Below are 19142 nucleotides of genomic sequence, written 5' to 3' on the forward strand. Positions count from 1 at the left end.
TCAGAAATAATCTTACAGTGAGCTGGGTCGATATTTCTCAAACCAGATTTTAAAAGGACAAACTTCCGGAGTTCGATAAGGAGGTCGTTAGCGTTCATTAATTATATGGGATGACTTATTGCTAATGTCATCATAATTTCACAATTGAAGAAATCTATTCGTTAAGAAAGCCCTGTATGAATAAAATGAATGAAATGCAACAAGATAAAAATGAATAGTAATGGATAGAATAGGTACCTATTCTAGATTTAGATTTGTCATAGTAATATAATGCCCCTTGAAAAACATTACCAAACTGTAGTATTAGTACATAGTAAGTCTTCCAAAATAACGCCTGACATGATGAAAACCCGTACTTTCTCATCCCGAATAGGGATAATCCGCAATACTTGTGTTGCAGTCATCGTTCTATTAACGCTCTTCTCTGCCAAATCGTATGCACAAACTAAAATTTTTGCAAATACTGTATCTGCTCAGAGCAGAGTGGATAATGCATTAAATGCAACTTTAAACGACAACACGTTTGCTTCAGTTAATTCTTATGGCGGAATAGCTATTGGTATTGGCTCTTATAGTGGCGAGCTGGAATTAAAATATCCGGCTGCTGTAGCTGCGGGAATAACATCTTATATCAGAATAGATTTTGATGGCGATGTACTAAACAGGTTATTAGGGGGAGTTTGGGTACCTTACTGGCTAATGTAGGCGGAACAGTAGTTCTTGGAAACCATTCATTCCAGGTGGGGGCCAGAAACGGTGCTTCTGCAGTTCCCCCAAACGGCGGTAACAGTATTAATGGATTTTCTTCAGATAATCTGCGTTTAGTAAAAGATGCAAATGGTTTCTTTTATATCGCAATAACCCCTACACAGGCTTATGATAGGGTATTTATAAAAGATGTAACCAATGCACTTTTGGTTTCAGTAGCCAATAGTACAAAGGTTTATTATTCTTTTTATACTTCAGGTACTGATCCTTGTGCACAGGCATTTGCTACAGGTTATGAAGGAACCGGTATTACACTTGATGCTTTACAGCTGGGCAGTTCTGGTGTAACAAATAGTGAAAGGGCAATAGATTCAGATCCAAATAATTTTTCTCAACTTAGTTTAGGGGTACTTGGTGTGGGATCATCCATTAGCCAAAATTTCTATTTTGCAACAGCATCAAATCCAGGTGATGATATTAACCTGCGACTTAGTGTCTCCCCTGCATTATTAACGGCAGGGCTTTTACAAAACATTTCTATAACTGCATATAATGGTGCTACCCAGGTTTACACTGGTTCAGCGTCAAGTTTATTAAATCTAGACTTATTAGGTTTACTGAATAGTGGACAGCCAGTATCGATACCTTTTTCTCCAGGTGCAAATGTAGTGTACGACAGAGTGAAGGTTACACTGGGATCTGTACTTGCGCTAAACCTTACTCAAACCATCAATGTTTATGGCGTAATTCGCTCTGCAGGCAGGCCTACGCCAGCAAGTACAGCAATTGATGCATGTTATAATTCTACAGTTGCTTTAAACGCTACTACTCCAAACACCAACGAATTAAGATGGTATGAAGCAATAGAAGGAGGAACAGCATTACAAACAGTTGCTTTTAATGGTACCTTTACTACACCAGTATTAACAGCTACTAAAACTTATTATGTTGCTGCCAGAAGAGTAGGCTGTACGGCCGAATCGGCAAGAATACCTGTTGTAATTACAGTAAATCCACAGATTGTTTTTAATGGGGCGACATTACCAAATGCCACGCCAGGTTTTGCCTACGCCAAACAATTAGATATAGCTACAGGCGGAACAGCTGGATATACTTATGCTTTGGCTGCAGGAAATACATTGCCAGCAGGATTAAGTTTATCATCAGCCGGTGCAATTACCGGAACACCTACTGTTGCTAATACTTACACTTTTTCTGTAGTTGCAACTGATGCAAAAGGCTGTAAAGCAACTGCAACTTATAATTTAACGGTTACTGCAGCATTGGTACTTACACCAGGTGCATTGCCTGATGGTTTAACCGGAACTGTTTATCCAACACAGACTATACCAGTTGCTACTGGTGGAACAGGACCGTATACCTATACTGCAACAGGTGTTCCTCCGGGCTTAACTTTTAATCCAACAACAAGAGAAATTACCGGCACACCAACCCAACCTGGAATATATACGATACCAGTTACGGTTGTTGATGCAAACGGTAATACCATTACTTCCAACTATACCGTAAAAATTACTGATCCTTTATTGTTACCTACAGCAACATTAGCTGATGGCACTACAGGAACGGTTTATACTACACAGATTATTCCGGGTGCAACCGGAGGAACTACACCTTATACTTATTCGGCAACAGGTCTTCCTCCAGGTTTAACTTTTAATCCATCTACCAGAGCCATTACAGGTACACCAACAACTATAGGTACTTATACCATACCAGTTACAGTAACAGACGCTGATGGAAAAACAGTAAGCACTAATTATAGCATTACGATAAATAACCCATTGGTTTTATCTGCGGCAACCTTGCCAGATGGAACTGAAGGAACAGTTTATGCTACACAAACTTTACCAGCTGCAACTGGTGGTGTTGGCCCTTATTCTTATGTAGCTACCGGTGTTCCTGCGGGATTATCATTTAATCCTGCTACAAGAGAAATTACTGGTACGCCAACACAGGCAGGTAATTATACAATTGGTTTAACTGTAACCGATAGCCAGGGTAAAACAGCCAGCAATAATTACCCAATTAAAGTAAATGGTACCTTAACTTTACCAACAAAAACTTTACCCAATGGTATTGTGGGTAATTCTTATCTGCCACAAACTTTACCAGCGGTAACCGGCGGTGTTGGTCCATATACTTATGCGGCAACTGGTCTTCCTCCGGGATTATCGTTTAACCCAATTACGAGAGAAATTACCGGAACACCAACTCAAGGGGGTAATTATACTATTTCTGTAACGGCTACCGATGCAAACAATAATAAAGCTACTACTACTTATGCATTAGCCGTAACAGTAAATGATCCGGTTGTAGCTTCTGCAACAGTTTGTGCTGGAAGCACGGCTACTTTAACTGTAAGCAATCTTCAAACTGGCGTAACGTATAACTGGTATGCCTCTACTGGAAGTACCCCATTAGTAACTGGCAATAACGGTACTTTTGTAACGCCTGCAGTAAGTTCGGCAACTGTATTCTATGTAGAAGCCGTTTCCGGAACAGCAGTCAGTTCGAGGACATCGGTTACGGTTTCAGTTAACCCACCGGCAACTTTAGCCACAGTTACCACTAATAACCAGGTCATCAACTCCGGACAAACTACAACTTTAACCGCGATTGCTGATGCTGGAAATACCATTGCCTGGTTTGATGCTCCATCAGCAGGAACACAGGTTGGAACAGGAACTTCGTTCACTACACCAGCTTTAACTGCAACCAAAACTTATTATATAGAAACCACAAGCAGTAATGGCTGTAAAAGTGCAAGCCGCGTTCCGGTAACTGTAACTGTAATTAATGGTGGAGGCGCAACAGCTTGCAACGCGGCAAATAGTCAGAATACTGGTATTAATGGCATCTGTTTATTATGCGCTATAAATGGTGCAGGTAACTCCACTGATGCTAATACAAACAACTTCACCAGAATTTCTCTTGCTGTAGGTGTTACAGCAACAGGTTATCAACAATTAATTTTCCCATCTTCAGGTGTTGCTACAGATAGCATCCGTTTAGATCTGGCTTTACCAACTGGTTTAGCCGATGTTGGTCTTCTAAATAATGTAACCGTTACGGTATTAAATGGTAATACGGTTGTAAGAACAGTACAATTAAACGGTGCATTATTAAGTCTTCAACTTTTATCCGGCAATCGTTTTGCAGCAACTGTTTTAGCTGGTGGCGTTTATGACAGGGTTCAGGTAAGCTTTGGTGCACTGGTTTCCGCTTTAACCAGCTTAGATATTTATGGCGCAAGGGTAGTTTATCCTAACCCAACATTTATAGCCGGCACGCAATCTATCTGTTCAGGCAGCACTGCAACATTAAGTGCAACTGCGAATGGTGGTACTACTTTAGCCTGGTTTGATGCGCCGACAGGTGGGAACCAGGTGGGTACCGGAGCAAACTTTACTACTCCTGCATTAACAACAAACACTACTTATTATGTTCAGGTAACTAAAGGAACTTGTTCAAATACAACAAGGGTTCCGGTGGTTATTACCGTTAATCCTGCAATTGTATTTGCAGGATTAACTTTAAACAATGCAACAATTGCCTCTCCATACAGTAAGCAACTTCCTGTAGCTTCTGGCGGAACACCAGGTTATACTTATACCTTAGCTGCAGGTAGTACCTTACCAGCTGGTTTAACTTTATCATCAAGTGGCCTGGTTAGTGGAACACCAACTGCAACTGGTAATCCAACATTCGATGTAGTAGCAACTGATACAAAAGGTTGTAGTACAACAGCAACATTTACTTTAGCTGTAACACCAGCATTGGCCTTGGCTCCTGGAGCATTACCAAACGGCGTAACAGGCACAACCTATACTACAAATGGAATTCCGGCTGCAACAGGCGGAACAGGCCCTTACACTTATTCGGCTACTGGTCTTCCTCCGGGATTAACCTTTAACCCGGCAACAAGAGAAATTACTGGTACACCAACGCAGATTGGGACCTATACTATACCGGTTACGGTAACTGATGCCAATGGCAATACCATTACCGCTAACTATACGCTTAAAGTAACCGATCCTTTGGTTTTACCGGCAGCAACTTTGGCTAATGGAACAACCGGAACAGTTTATCCTACGCAAACTATTCCTTCTGCCACTGGCGGATCAACTCCTTATACTTATGCTGCAACCGGTCTTCCTCCGGGATTAACCTTCGATCCGGCTACAAGAGAAATTAAAGGAACCCCTACACAGTCAGGAACTTTCACGGTGCCGGTAACGGTTACCGATGCTGATGGAAAAACAGCAACCAATAATTATACTATTACAGTGGTTAATCCTTTGTTGTTACCAGCAGCTACTTTGCCTGATGGAACAGAAGGAACAGTTTATGCCACGCAAACCCTGCCATCGGCAACCGGAGGCGTTGGCCCATATACTTATGTAGCAAGCAATGTTCCAGCAGGGTTAACGTTTAATCCAGCAACGAGAGAAGTTTCTGGAACGCCTACACAGGCCGGAAATTATTCGATTGGTGTTACCGCTACGGATAGTGAGGGCAGAACAGCAAGTAACACTTATGCAATTAAAATAATAGGTGTATTAACATTACCAGGTGCTACTTTACCAAACGGTATTGTAGGTGCACCTTACCCAACGCAAACTTTGCCAGCGGTAACTGGCGGAACAGCACCATATACTTATTTGGCAAGTGGTCTTCCTCCTGGATTAAACTTTAATACCACAACAAGAGAAATTACAGGAACGCCATTATTGGGTGGAACTTTCACTATTTCGTTAACCGCAACAGATGCAAACGGAAATAAAGCAACAACAGCTTATAGTTTAACAGTAACTGTTAATGCTCCGGTGGTTGCAGCAGCAACAGTATGTGCCGGTAGCCCTGCCAGTTTAAGCGTAAGCAACCTGCAGAGCAGGTGTAACTTATAACTGGTACGCTTCTACCGGAAATACACCATTGGTTACCAATAATACAGGTGTGTTTGTAACACCAGCGATAACTGGTCCAACTGTTTATTATGTAGAAGCAGTATCCGGAACTGCAGTGAGTGCTAGAACTGCTGTAAATGTTTCAGTTAATCCTCCGGCAACTCCAGCAACTGTTACAACAAACAGCCAGGTAATTAACGCGGGTCAGTCTACAACTTTATTGGCTACAGCAGATGCAGGTAACACCATTCAATGGTACGATGCTGCAACCGCTGGTACACAGGTAGGTGCAGGTACTTCATTTACTACCCCGATACTTACTGCAACCACTACTTATTATGTAGAAACAACCAATGCAAATGGCTGTAAAAGTGCAAGCCGTGTACCGGTAACTGTAACCGTATTAAATAACAATGGCGGTACTGCCTGTAACGCTGCAAATTCGCAAAATTCTGGTATAAACGGAATCTGTTTATTATGCGGTATAACTGGTGCAGGAAATTCTACTGATGCTGATCCTGCTAATTTTACCAGAATATCTCTTGCAGTAGGTGTGGGTGCTTCGGGTTACCAGCAATTGATTTTCCCTTCAGTTGGATCAGCTACCGATAGTATCCGTTTAGATTTAGCTTTACCAGGTGGTTTATTGGATTTAACCGCATTGGGTAATGTTACTGTAAATGTATTAAACGGTACTACGGTTGTTAGGACAGTTCAGTTAAACTCATCATTATTAAATCTTCAATTGCTTTCAGGTAACCGTTTCGCTGCAACAGTAGCAGCTGGTGGTGCTTACGATAGGGTACAGGTTAGTTTCGGTGCATTAGCTACCGTTCTAACCAGCTTAGATGTTTATGGTGCAACTGTAATTTATCCTGGTCCAACAGTTACAGCAGGTGCGCAGACAATATGTGCCGGCAGTACTGCAACTTTAACCGCAACTGCAAACGGCGGTACAACATTAGCCTGGTACGATGCAGCAACCGGTGGCACACAATTAGCCACTGGCGAAACATTTACTACACCAGCATTAACTGCTACTACAACTTATTATATACAGGTTAGCAAAGCAGGTTGTCCAAACACAACAAGAGTTCCGGTAACTGTAACCGTTACACCAGCATTACCAACTCCGGTATTGGCAACAATTGCTAATGTTTGTGAAGGCTCTTCAGTAACTTTATCTGTTGCTAATCCTGATCCGGCAGTAACTTACAAATGGTACGATGCTGCAACAGCAGGTAATTTGGTGTTTACCGGTTCAGTATTCCAAACTCCGGCACTGGCAGCTGCAACTACCTATTATGTAGAAGCATCACAAGGAAACTGTACAAGTGCTGCACGTGCAGCAGCTGCGGTATCGGTTAATCCTCGTCCAGCTTTACCTGTAGTAACTGCAAGCTCATCAACTGTGAGCGCAGGTCAGACAGCAATTTTAACAGCAACTTCCGCTGATCCAACCAATACTTTCAACTGGTATACTTCTAACACTTCAACTACGCCGGTTTATGTTGGCGCTACTTATGTTACACCTCCGCTGTTGGCTACTACAACTTATTATGTAGAATCAGTCTCTACCAATGGTTGTACTTCGGCAAACCGCGTTCAGGTGACCATTACTGTTGATGGTAACGGATCGCCAAATCCTGTCCCTTGCGAGGCAGCAATCACACAGGTTAACGGCGTTACTGGTGTAGCCTTGTTATCAGGTGTGTTTAACCCAGCCTTAGCTATTGATAATGATACCCAGACTGCATCTTCATTGGTCATGCCAGTTGGAGCGCTTGGGGCATCAGTTTATCAAAGAGTTGGTTTTGGGTCACTATCTACTGTAGGTGATACCGTACGTGTATTGGTATCATCTCCAGGGAAACTATTGTCGCTTTCATTATTAGGTAATGCGGCCATCACCACTTATGTTGGAACAAACAGCAATGGTGATTCGCAATTATTAAACAATAATTTATTAGATGTTCAGTTGTTAAGCGGTAATACACAGGCCTTAATCACTTTTGTTCCAACCAATGTTTTTGATGGGGTAGAAGTAAGATTGAACTCAGGTGTATTGGGTGCATTAACTTCGATCAACTTAAATTACGCACAACGTATTTTGGTTGCGCCAACAGTAACGGCTGCTAATGTAACCGCTTGTGTGGGCTCAACTGCTCAATTGCAGGTGAATAATCCGTCGGCGGGTTTAACCTACAGGTGGTACGATGCTACCGGTACTTACCTAAGCGGTAAAGACGGTATTATCTTTACTACCCCTGTTTTAACTGGCGATACTAAATTCTACGTAGCGGCAGTTTCTGCAACAGGCTGTGTAAGTTACAAAACAGTAGTAAACGTTACTACGAATCCTGCTCCGGTAACACCTGATCTACTTTCGGCCTCGGTTAATACCTGCCCTAATACATCTGTTACCTTTCAGGTTAAAAACCCTGTTGCAGGTACAACTTATAACTGGTACGATACTGCAACCTCAACAGCAGTTTTATTTACTGGTGATAACTTTACCACACCATTAATTACGGCAGACAGAAGTTACTTTGTAGCTGCAGTAAACAGCTGCGGTACTTCATCAGCAAGAACGGAGGGTAAAATTGTGCTTGGAACCATTGATGTTCCGGTAATCACACCGCCATCAATCACCATTAGTGAGGGTGCTGTTGCCGTATTAAAAGCAACTTCGGGTACAGCAGGAGCAACTATTAACTGGTATACTACTGCAAACGGAACAGTTCCGGTATATACTGGCGAAACGTATGTAACGCCTCAATTAAGCGCCACAACAACTTATTATGTTGAGGCGACAATTCCTGGTGGATGTACTGCAACCAGCAGGGCTACTGTAACTGTCACCGTAGTACCTAATGGTAATCCGGTAGTTACACCTTGCGGCGCAGCGACTACAACAGTGGCAAGCGGAGTAACAGGGGTAGCAGTATTGGCTGGCGTTTATAATCCAACATTTGCGGTTGATAACGACATCAATACAGGATCCAGCCTGGTTATTCCTGTTGGCTTATTAGGTGCATCTGTTTATCACCAGGTAGGTTTTACAGGTTTATCATATATAGGCGATACCTTAAGGGTGAAAATTACCACTCCAGGTACATTACTTTCAGCAGCAGTATTACCGAATTTAACGGTAACTACTTTCCAGGGTACAACCAGCAATAATGATGCGGTATCTGTATCCAACCCATTAATCAACTTACAATTATTATCAGGCGGAACATCTGCCATATTAACTTTCGTACCAACCAGCAGATTTGATGGTGTAGAATTGAGGTTAAACTCAGGACTCCTTGGTGCATTAACTTCTGTTAATTTAGATTACGCACAAAGGGTAATTACTACACCAACAGTTGTTTCTGTTACAGCAACTGCTTGTCAAGGTTCATCTGCAACATTAAGTGTGCAGAACCCACAGGCAGGTATAGTGTACAAATGGTACTTAGGCACAACTTATCAGGCAGGAAAAGATGGAACAACTTTCACAACTGATCCGGCCTTAACTGCGGGTATTTATACTTATTCGGTAACCGCAACAGCGAACGGTTGTGAGACTCCAGGTACCAAAGTAACGGTAACTGTATTGCCTCCGGCAGTAGCACCTGTTCCGTCAACGACCAATCCGGTGACAACTTGTATCGGTACATCTGCTACTTTGAGTGTACAGGCAGTGGCAGGCATTACTTACAACTGGTACGATGCGGCTACAGGCGGAAACATGTTGGTAACCAACAACAGCAGCTTTAACACACCAACAATACTTGCTGCAGGAACCTACAATTATTATGTAGAGGCCGTAAGTGGAGCAGCTTGTTCAAGTTCGACCCGTACCAGGATTTCAATAACGGTTAATCCATCGGCATTACCTACCGATTTAACCGTAACCGGAACAACTTCATTATGTGCTTCTGGCACAACAGTACTTACCGCAGCCAGCACAACTGTAATCAACCCGGTATTTACCTGGTACAGTGATGCGGCCTTAACACAGGTGGCTTTTGTTGGTGCGGTATTTACTACACCGGCTATTACCACAACAACTAAATACTATGTTACTGTAAGCGGAACAAATAAATGTGCTAATACAGCAGGTAATGCAAAAGAGGTTACCATTACGGTAAATCCGGTTGCAGGCCCATCTGATATCAATTTAGCCGGAACAAATACTGTTTGCGGTGGCGCTTCAGTTACTTTAAATGCAACAAGTACAACCGTAATCAATCCGATATTTACCTGGTACAGTGATGCAGCTTTAACCACCGTTGCATTTACAGGTGCTAACTTCACTACTCCGGTACTTACGGCAAACACCACTTATTATGTAACGGTTAAAGGTGATAATAAATGTGAGAATATAGCGGCTACTGCAAAATCGATTACCATTACAGTTAATCCTGCGGCCATTGATTCAGACCTTGCCATTAACGGAATTACATCAATCTGTAAAGGAACTACAGCTGCACTGTCAGCTTCAACAACAACAGTAATCAATCCTGTATTTACCTGGTACAGCAATGCTGCTTTAACTACAGTAGCTTATGTGGGTGCTAGCTTTACTACACCTGCACTTAATGCAAACACTACTTATTATGTAACTGTTAAGGGGGATAACAAATGTGAAAATTCACCAGCCAACGCTAAGGTAGTTACCATAACCGTTAAGGATTTTGCTACCGCTGCTGATATTGCAGTAAGCAATGCCCAAATCTGTTCGGGTTCTACCGTAATGTTGATGGCTTCGAGTACTACGGTAACTCAACCGGTATTTACTTGGTACAGCGATGCTTCTTTAACCAGCGTGGTATTTACTGGCCCAACCTTTACCGTAACTGGCTTAACCGCTACTACAACTTATTATGTAAGTGTTAAAGGAACTAATAAATGCGAAAATGCTGCAGCTGATGCTAAAGCAGTAACCGTAACGGTTAATCCATTGGCTACTACTACCGATATTATTCTGAACGGAAGCACAACAGCTTGCGCAGGTTCATCGGCAGTATTAAGTGCAACAAGTACAACCGTAACCAATCCGGTATTTACCTGGTATAGTGATGCCGCCTTAACCAATGTAAGTTTCATTGGTGCAACATTTACTACACCGCCATTAAATGCTACCACTACTTTTTATGTAACCGTAAAAGGTGATAATAAATGTGAGAATGCACCTGGTACTGCAAGAGTAATTACCATCACTGTTAGTCCGGTGGCAACTGCTTCTGATATCACCGCTGCTGATGCAAGCATCTGCTCAGGATCGGGTACTACTTTGGTAGCAAGCACCACAACAGTAACCAACCCAACCTTTACCTGGTACAATGATGCTGCCTTAACTTCGGTAGCCTATGTGGGTGCCTCTTTTGTAACGCCAACATTAACTGTAACCACTAAATACTATGTTACGGTTAAAGGCGATAATAAATGTGAAAACTCAGGTATTACAGCTAAAGTAGTTACTGTTAACGTGAACCAGGCTGCAACAGCTGCGGATATTACCTTATCAACACCAAGCTTCGTATGTGGATCGGGCACGGCAGTAATCAATGCAAGTTCAACAACTGTAACTAACCCGGTATTTACCTGGTACAATGATGCTTCGTTAACCAGTGTGGCTTTTACCGGACCAATATTTACTACACCGGTATTAACCACTACCACTACTTATTATGTAACGGTTAAAGGAAACAATAAATGTGAAAACAGTGCCGCAAATGCAGCCACAGTTACCATTAAGGTTAACCCGATAGCAGTTGCAACCGATATTATAGTAAATGGTTCAACAAATATTTGCGGAGGATCTGCAGCAGTATTGACCGCTAGCAGCACAACAGTAACCAATCCGGTATTTACCTGGTACACTAACGCTACCTTAACTGATGTAGCTTTTGTTGGTGCAGTCTTTACTACACCAACATTAACCGCCAATACCACTTACTATGTAACGGTTAAAGGGGACAATAAGTGCGAAAACAGTGTAGCAACGGCTAAATCTGTAAATGTTGTGGTTAACCCGGTAGCTTCGGCAACGGATGTTACCGCGGCTGACGCAAATATCTGCGCAGGCTCATCAGCAAGTTTGGCAGCCAGCACAACAACCGTAACCAATCCAGTATTTACCTGGTACAGCGACGCGGCCTTAACATCGCCGGTATTTACAGGTGCTACTTTCAATACGCCAGCATTAACGGCAACTACCAAGTATTACCTAACTGTAAAAGGTGATAACAGATGTGAAAGTTCTGCTGCAAATGCAAAATTGGTTACCGTTACGGTAAATGCAGGTGCAACAGCTGCTGATATTACCTTATCAACTCCGGCAATCGTATGTGGATCGGGTACATCAGTAATTAATGCCAGTTCAACAACAGTAACTAATCCGGTATTTACCTGGTACAACGATGCTTCGCTAACCAGTGTGGCTTTTACCGGACCTATATTTACTACACCGGTATTAAGCACTACCACTACTTATTATGTAACTGTTAAAGGAACCAATAAATGTGAAAATACTGCTGCTAATGCAGTAGCGGTAACCATCAAAGTTAATCCGGTTGCCACTGCAACAGATATTACAGTGAACGGTTCAACATCGGTTTGTGCAAATGCAACAGCAACATTAGCTGCAACCAGCACAACAGTTACCAACCCAATATTTACCTGGTACAGCGATGCTACTTTAAGTACAGTCGTGTTTACTGGTCCGGTATTTACTACCCCGGTATTAACTGCAAATACAACCTATTATGTAACCATTAAAGGCGATAACAGGTGCGAAAGTTCTGCAGCAACAGCAAGGGCAGTAGCCATTATGGTAAATGCATTGCCAAACAATCCTGTGGTATCCGCTCCGAATGGAGGTATCTGCGCAGGTGATGGTGTAACCTTAACCGTAACCAATGCACAGGCAGGTGTTACTTACGAATGGTACAACGCAGCGGTTGGTGGTAACTTATTATTTACCGGTACAAGCTACAATGTTACTGCGTTAGCCGCCACAACAGATTACTATATATTGGCAATCGGTACAGGCGGTTGTAACAACAATAGCGGGCGTGTTAAAGTAACGGTTACTGTTAACGCTAAACCAACAGTACCAACCGTGGCTTCGTCATCGGTAAGTGTTTGTGCAGGGAGCTCGGCTATATTAACAGTTACCAACCCTCAAGCAGGTGTAACATACAATTGGTACACCGCATCAGTAGGCGGAACGTTAGCCGGAACAGGTGTAAACTTTACAACACCTTCAGTTAATACGAACATCACTTACTATGTTGAAGGAGCAAATGGAGCTTGTATATCATCATCTAGAACAGCAGTTAATGTAACCGCGTTACCGGTACCAGTTGCGCCAGCATCAGTAACAGCAACAAATGGAACACTTTGCTCAGGAAGCTCAACTATATTAACCGTAAATAATCCGGTAACTGGATTAGTTTACAGATGGTACGCTGCAAGCTCAGGCGGAGCGGTATTGGCAGAAGGTATAACTTTTACCTCACCAAACTTAAGTGCTACTACAATTTACTATGTAGAAACGGTTGCAGCAGGTGGCTGTGTAAGTCCAACAAGAACAGGCGTTACAGTAAATGTACTGCCGGTATTAGATAAACCAGTTGTAGTTGTACAAACTACTACATCAAATAGTGTAACGTTTGCATGGGCTGCGGTTGCAGGTGCTACAGCATACCAGGTTTCATTAGATAATGGTTTAACATGGATCAATCCAACAAATGGGGCAACCGGAACAACTTATTTAGTATCAGGCCTGAAACCAGATCAAAGTGTAAGTATCCTGGTAAGGGCTAAAGGTCAGATCGACTGCCAAGCCAGTCAAAACGGTTCAGCAACAGGCAAAGCAGCTAATCCTTTTGGAGATCAGGTTTATATACCAAATGCATTTACACCAAATAACGACGGTAAAAACGATATATTCTTAGTCTACGGTAATACCATATCAAGTGCGAAAATGAGTATTTACACTCAATGGGGTCAATTAATATTCCAATCAGACAATGTAGCAAACGGATGGGATGGAACTTTCAAAGGAGTAAATCAGCCGATCGGGGTTTATGTGTACATGGTTGATATTACTTTTAATAATGGAACAACATCATTGAGAAAAGGTACAGTAACACTGATTAGATAAGAAGAGGATTAACAATAAACAGATAAAATAAAAGACCATGAAAATACTATCGGCTTTAAAAATATATGTTGCAGTGCTAGGATTGCTGCTGTGTACAGCTAAGTCCTTTGCACAAACTGATCCGCATTTTTCACAATATTATGCAAATCCGTTATATCTTAACCCGGCTTTAACAGGGGTAATAGATGGCGATTACCGTGCAACTGTAAACTTTAAACAACAATGGAGTGCGCTAAACAGTTCTTTTTTAACGGGTGGAGCATCTTTCGATATGGCCCCTAAAAAGAATCTGGCATTTGGTGCAACCATTTTAAATCAAAGGGCTGGAGAGCTGGATTTTAACTACCTATCTGCCTCTGTATCTGGCTCGTACCGTTTAAGGTTTGGTGCCGAAGGCTTGCAGATGGTGAGCTTTGGTTTACAGGCTGGTATAATTAACCGCAGTTTCGATTTCTCTCAGGCCAGGTTTGGTAATCAGTTTAATCCAATTTCAGGTTATGATGGTGGCATGATGAGCGGCGAAACACTTTCATCTCAGTCATCTTTGGTTCCCGATGTAAATGCAGGCATCATGTTTTTTGACGGCAATCCGAATAAGAATGTAAACGTTTTTTTGGCGCAAGTGCAGCGCATTTAACCCGGCCTATGGATCGTTTTTCTGGTTCAAATTCACGTATCCCTGTTCGTTTCACTGCACATGGCGGTGCGCGGATCAAAGCTTCAGAGCTATTGGATATTGTACCCAACGCTTTGTTCATGTATCAGGGGAATACAAACGAAGTTTCATTAGGCGCTTATGCACAACTTAACGTTAACCCGTCAGCTAACATTTTATTTGGTGGTAATTACCGTAATAAAGATGCTGCAATTGCCTTTGTTGGTTTACAATTAAAGAATATGGTGTTCGGATTAAGCTATGATATAAATACCTCTTCCTTTAATCGTGCATCAAACAGTAATGGTGGTTTAGAGCTTTCAATATCACTTATTGGCCGTAATGGTATAATTGGTCCAAACTTCTTTTGTCCACGTTTATAATTAATCAAATGAAACCATCATGATATTAAATTATGATGGCTTAATCACCATTGAAAACAAGTTTAAAAGATGAAAAAAATATTACTCTTTTTGTTAGTGGCATTTGGCGGTTTTGCAAACGCACAGTATGTGATAAATTATAAAAAGGTTGCTGATACTTATTTCGAAAATAAGGATTACTATGCAGCATCAACTTTTTATAAAAAAGCCTTAAAAATTACTGGCGATAGTACCCAGGCCATTTTACCGTATGGTAAAGAAAGGAAATCAGCAACTGATGATAAAGTGATAGAGGATTATGAAGGATCGATTTATAACCTTGCAGAATCTAGCAGACTGTATAGGGAATTTAACGAGGCTGAAAAATATTATGCTATAGCGGTAACCTTTACAAATACACGTTTTAGAAAGGCACTATATTATTATGCTGAAAGCTTAAGGGCAAATAAAAAATTTAATCCGGCTATTGACGCTTTTCAACAGTTTATCCAGAAATACCCCGGCGATGCTTTAGCTAAAGATGCTCAAAAGGAAATTGAGTCGTGTAAGTTTGCCATTGAAGAAATGCGCTTTCCGCGTATAATACAGGTTAAAAAAGTACCAGGTAATGTAAATGGCCTGGGATCTAACTATGCTCCTGTTAAAGTCAAAAATGAATTGTATTTTACTTCTTCCCGTCCGGTTGCTGTAGGGAGTAAAAAAGACATGGTTAAAACAGATGCCGGAGAGGTTCAGGTATCAACTAAGTCCAACCCGTTTATTAATAACATTTATACAGTTAAAGGCGAATTAACTTCGGCTGATATCGAAGTGAGAAAAATCGACATCAATTTTCCTAAAAACATGGAAATTGCCGCAGTTACTTTTACCCCTGATGGGAATACGATGTACTTTACTGCTTGGAAAGAGAAAGAAAAATATGCTATTTATTCTTCTAAAAAAACAGGTGATAAATGGACAGATCCGCAATCCGTTGGTTTGCAGGTAAATAGTAAAGATTTTAATTCTTCACAACCTTTTGTAACCAGTGATGGTAAATTCCTCCTTTTCTCATCTGATAGAAGTGGTGGTTATGGTAAATTTGACCTCTGGTATTGTGCCGTTCGGGAAGATGGTTCATTAGGTCAGGCGGTAAATTTTGGACCAACCATTAATACCGGAGATGACGAACGTGCGCCATACTACAATTCCTTAACTAAAAAATTATTGTTTAGTACCGACGGGCGTATTGGTTTCGGCGGCCTTGATTTCTTTGAGTCAGAGGGAGATCTGGTAAATTGGTCTAACCCCAAAAATCTGGGTTATCCTTTCAACTCATCAAAAGATGATCTTTACTTTACCGCAACTGATGATATTGGAACAAAAGGATACATTAGTTCTGATCGCGAATCATCGTGCTGTTTGGAAGTGTTTGAAGTGAAAAAAGAATACCTTTCTATTACCGGCCTTTTAACCGATTGCAAAACTAAATTGCCTTTAGCAGGTGCTAATGTAACTTTAACCAATGCCGAAGGGTCACAGAAAATAATTACAGGTACCGATGGGATTTACAGTTTTAAAGTAGACTCGAAAAGACCGGTTAAATTGCTTTTTGCAAAAGATAATTATTTCGCAATTACTAAAAACTATCTTTATGAAGAACTGGCAAAGGCAGATACCTTGATTTATAAAGATTATTGCTTAAGTCCTTTCAAATTGGGTATCCCAATGACTTTGGATAATGTTTATTATGAATTTAACAGTGCCGAACTTACCGAGCCTTCTAAAAAAGTATTAGACTTCCTGATCCCTATTATGGAAGATAATCCTGAAGTGGAAATCGAACTAAGTTCTCATACCGATAATATTGGTACAGATGAATATAACCTTGATCTGTCGAACAGAAGAGCAAAATCTTGTACAGATTATTTGGAAAGTAAAGGAATTGCCGCTGCCAGAATGACTTCTAAAGGATATGGAGAATCGATGCCGATTGCGCCAAACGAAATTATTGTAAAACGCAAGAAAAAAGATAATCCTGAAGGAAGAGCGAAAAACAGAAGAACAGAGTTTAAAGTAACTAAAAAATAAGATGCATAATATCTCTGCGGGCAATGTCAATTGAGTTAAGAATAAATCGCAAAAAGATATCATCCTGACATAATCGAAGAGCATTTATTTGAGAATTATCAGTCTCATTAAGGCTATGCTAACGCTGACGACTGTAGTACTTAACTTAATGATATTGCCGGTGAGCCATCTTCTTTTTAGGAAGATGGCTTTTTTAGTTGCGCTGATTGGGATTTGTAATCCCGACCTATTTTACTGTGGATTTTCAATCCGCTAAATGAAAAAGATCCTTTGTTCACGAGGGATTGTAAATTTCGGCTAACCACATAAACAGTTTTCAATAGGCAATTTTCAGTTAGCTAAAACTGCCAACTGAAAACTGATCGTCTGTTTTTAAATTAATCTTTGTAATTTTCCCCTATCATTTAAATGCAATGAAGCTGAATATCCAACCAACCGTAATTTTTAGAACACCTAAATTTTCATATCAATCCGAACTGGTAGATTGTTGGGAGGAATTAAAATTGGCCATTTCAATATCTTCCGCAGCCTTTTATGAAACCATAAAAGAAGTAAAGGCAAACGAACTCAAAGATCTTCCACCTAAGGTTTATTTTACCATCTGGAAATATTTTAACCGTGCGAAATTCAGAGCGACCCCTTATGGCACTTTTGCTGGTTTTAGTTTGTTAAATAATGCCATTAAGCCATCCGAAAGCAGAATAGTAATTGAAGAAGCTCAAAAGGTGCGCGAACTGATTGATTGGCCTTATAAAAATAGTATTCAATTCCCATTGGCAGATCTGTTGCAAAAGAACTGCCTCATATTTAGCAATAGCAGTTATTATTTAACGCCCAATAGTATCCGTTATATAGCCTGTAACGACGGTGTTTTCGAACTGGCCGAGTTAGATCAAAACGATTTTGTAATACAAATATTAACTGCATGTTTAAAGCCGATCAGGCTTAATGATCTGGTAAAACAATTAAATTTAAGTGATGCTGAGACCGGGGATCTATTTGTTTTGCTGCAGGATATGCACGATTTGCAGCTTGTTTTTACCAACTATGATCCCAATATTATCGGAGATGATTATTTTGAAGGTTTAGGCCTCACCGCTACGGATGAGTTACCAAAATATCTTATCGCGCAACGCACAGCTTTATCTGGTGGTATTAATGAACGGTCGCTTCAGGCTATTCCAGGTTTGATCAGTATGCTTCATACTATAATGCCTGCTAAAGATCGTGATGCCCTTAGTCAGTTCCAGGTTAGGTTTAAGAAAAAATTCGAAGATCAGGAAGTACCTCTTTTACTGGCGCTAGATCCTGAAATGGGTATAGGATACGATGAGTTGGAGCAATCCGGTCAAAATAGTGAATTTATCACACGCTTTAATACTAAACCGCCAAAAAAAGCAGAAACAGAAAATATCAGAGCGGCATTAAAAACCTACCTGACGGCGCAAAAATTTGAGAAAGGAAAAGCCGTTTATCTGAACAAACTTGTCTTGACACCTAATCAAAAACTAGCATCTTTACCCAATTCATTCAGTATGGTAATGTCTGTTCATGATGATTTGATTTTTATAGAACAGATTGGTGGAGTAACCTCAAATGCACTAAGTGGAAGGTTTACCATGGCGGCCGATGAGGTGGCGAAGTACGCTAAAAACATAGCATCGGCAGAACAGCAGGCAAATCCGGAGGTGTTATTTTTCGATGTGGCCTATATGGTAGAGGCCAATGTAGATAACGTAAACCGGCGGAAGCTAATCTATGGGTATCAATTGTCAATATTAAATTTTGATACTTCAGCAGTTCCACTTGCTTTAAATGATATACAGATTTCAGTTCGGGGCACTGAGATTATCCTTCGCTCTAAGCAGTTAAATAAACGGCTGGTGCCTAGAATGGCTTCTGCCTACAACTACATCCGTTCAGATCTTTCTGTATTTAGGTTATTGTGTGATTTGCAACATCAAGGCTTACAAACAAATCTCTCCTTACCGCTCGATACTATTTTCCCTGATTTGGATTATTACCCAAGGTTACAATATCAGAATATTGTTTTAAGCGGTAACAAATGGAAAGTTAAAAAGAAGCCCTTTCAGGGCCTGATCAAAAGTTGCTATCTATCGCCGGATGTAGATCATTCCTAAACAGTTTAGGCGTTAGTGAATATTTCAAAGCCGGTATTTCCGATCAAACTTTGTGCTTTGCCCTACAAAATGACGACGATATCAATGCTTTCT

The 19142-nt window shown here is 41.0% G+C and carries 7 protein-coding genes; all 7 read left to right on the top strand.

From position 1 onward, the window contains the following. Positions 1-339 precede the first annotated feature (339 nt). Positions 340-705: a hypothetical protein gene (locus tag ACQ86H_RS03920; RefSeq protein WP_431293911.1), complete on the top strand. Its 366-nt coding sequence runs from the start codon at positions 340-342 to the stop codon at positions 703-705. Then, positions 681-5639: a beta strand repeat-containing protein gene (locus ACQ86H_RS03925; RefSeq protein ID WP_431293912.1), complete on the top strand. Its 4959-nt coding sequence runs from the start codon at positions 681-683 to the stop codon at positions 5637-5639. The genes ACQ86H_RS03920 and ACQ86H_RS03925 overlap by 25 nt, the downstream gene beginning before the upstream one ends. A gap of 28 nt (positions 5640-5667) precedes the next feature. Then, positions 5668-13800, top strand: a complete 8133-nt coding sequence (locus ACQ86H_RS03930) for a gliding motility-associated C-terminal domain-containing protein (protein WP_431293913.1) — start codon at positions 5668-5670, stop codon at positions 13798-13800. 37 nt (positions 13801-13837) lie between these two features. Next, a complete protein-coding gene (locus tag ACQ86H_RS03935; protein WP_431293914.1) occupies positions 13838-14437 on the top strand; it encodes a PorP/SprF family type IX secretion system membrane protein in 600 nt (199 codons plus the stop codon). Positions 14438-14445: 8 nt separating this feature from the next. After that, a complete protein-coding gene (locus tag ACQ86H_RS03940) occupies positions 14446-14838 on the top strand; it encodes a type IX secretion system membrane protein PorP/SprF (RefSeq protein WP_431293915.1) in 393 nt (130 codons plus the stop codon). 69 nt (positions 14839-14907) lie between these two features. Beyond that, positions 14908-16908: an OmpA family protein gene (locus tag ACQ86H_RS03945; protein WP_431293916.1), complete on the top strand. Its 2001-nt coding sequence runs from the start codon at positions 14908-14910 to the stop codon at positions 16906-16908. A gap of 413 nt (positions 16909-17321) precedes the next feature. Next, the gene (locus ACQ86H_RS03950; protein WP_431293917.1) at positions 17322-19049 is read left to right on the top strand and encodes a lantibiotic dehydratase; all 1728 of its coding nucleotides are present in this window, start codon (positions 17322-17324) and stop codon (positions 19047-19049) included. Positions 19050-19142 lie beyond the last annotated feature (93 nt).

It is taken from the genome of Pedobacter sp. P26, from assembly GCF_050632135.1.
Classification (GTDB): domain Bacteria; phylum Bacteroidota; class Bacteroidia; order Sphingobacteriales; family Sphingobacteriaceae; genus Pedobacter.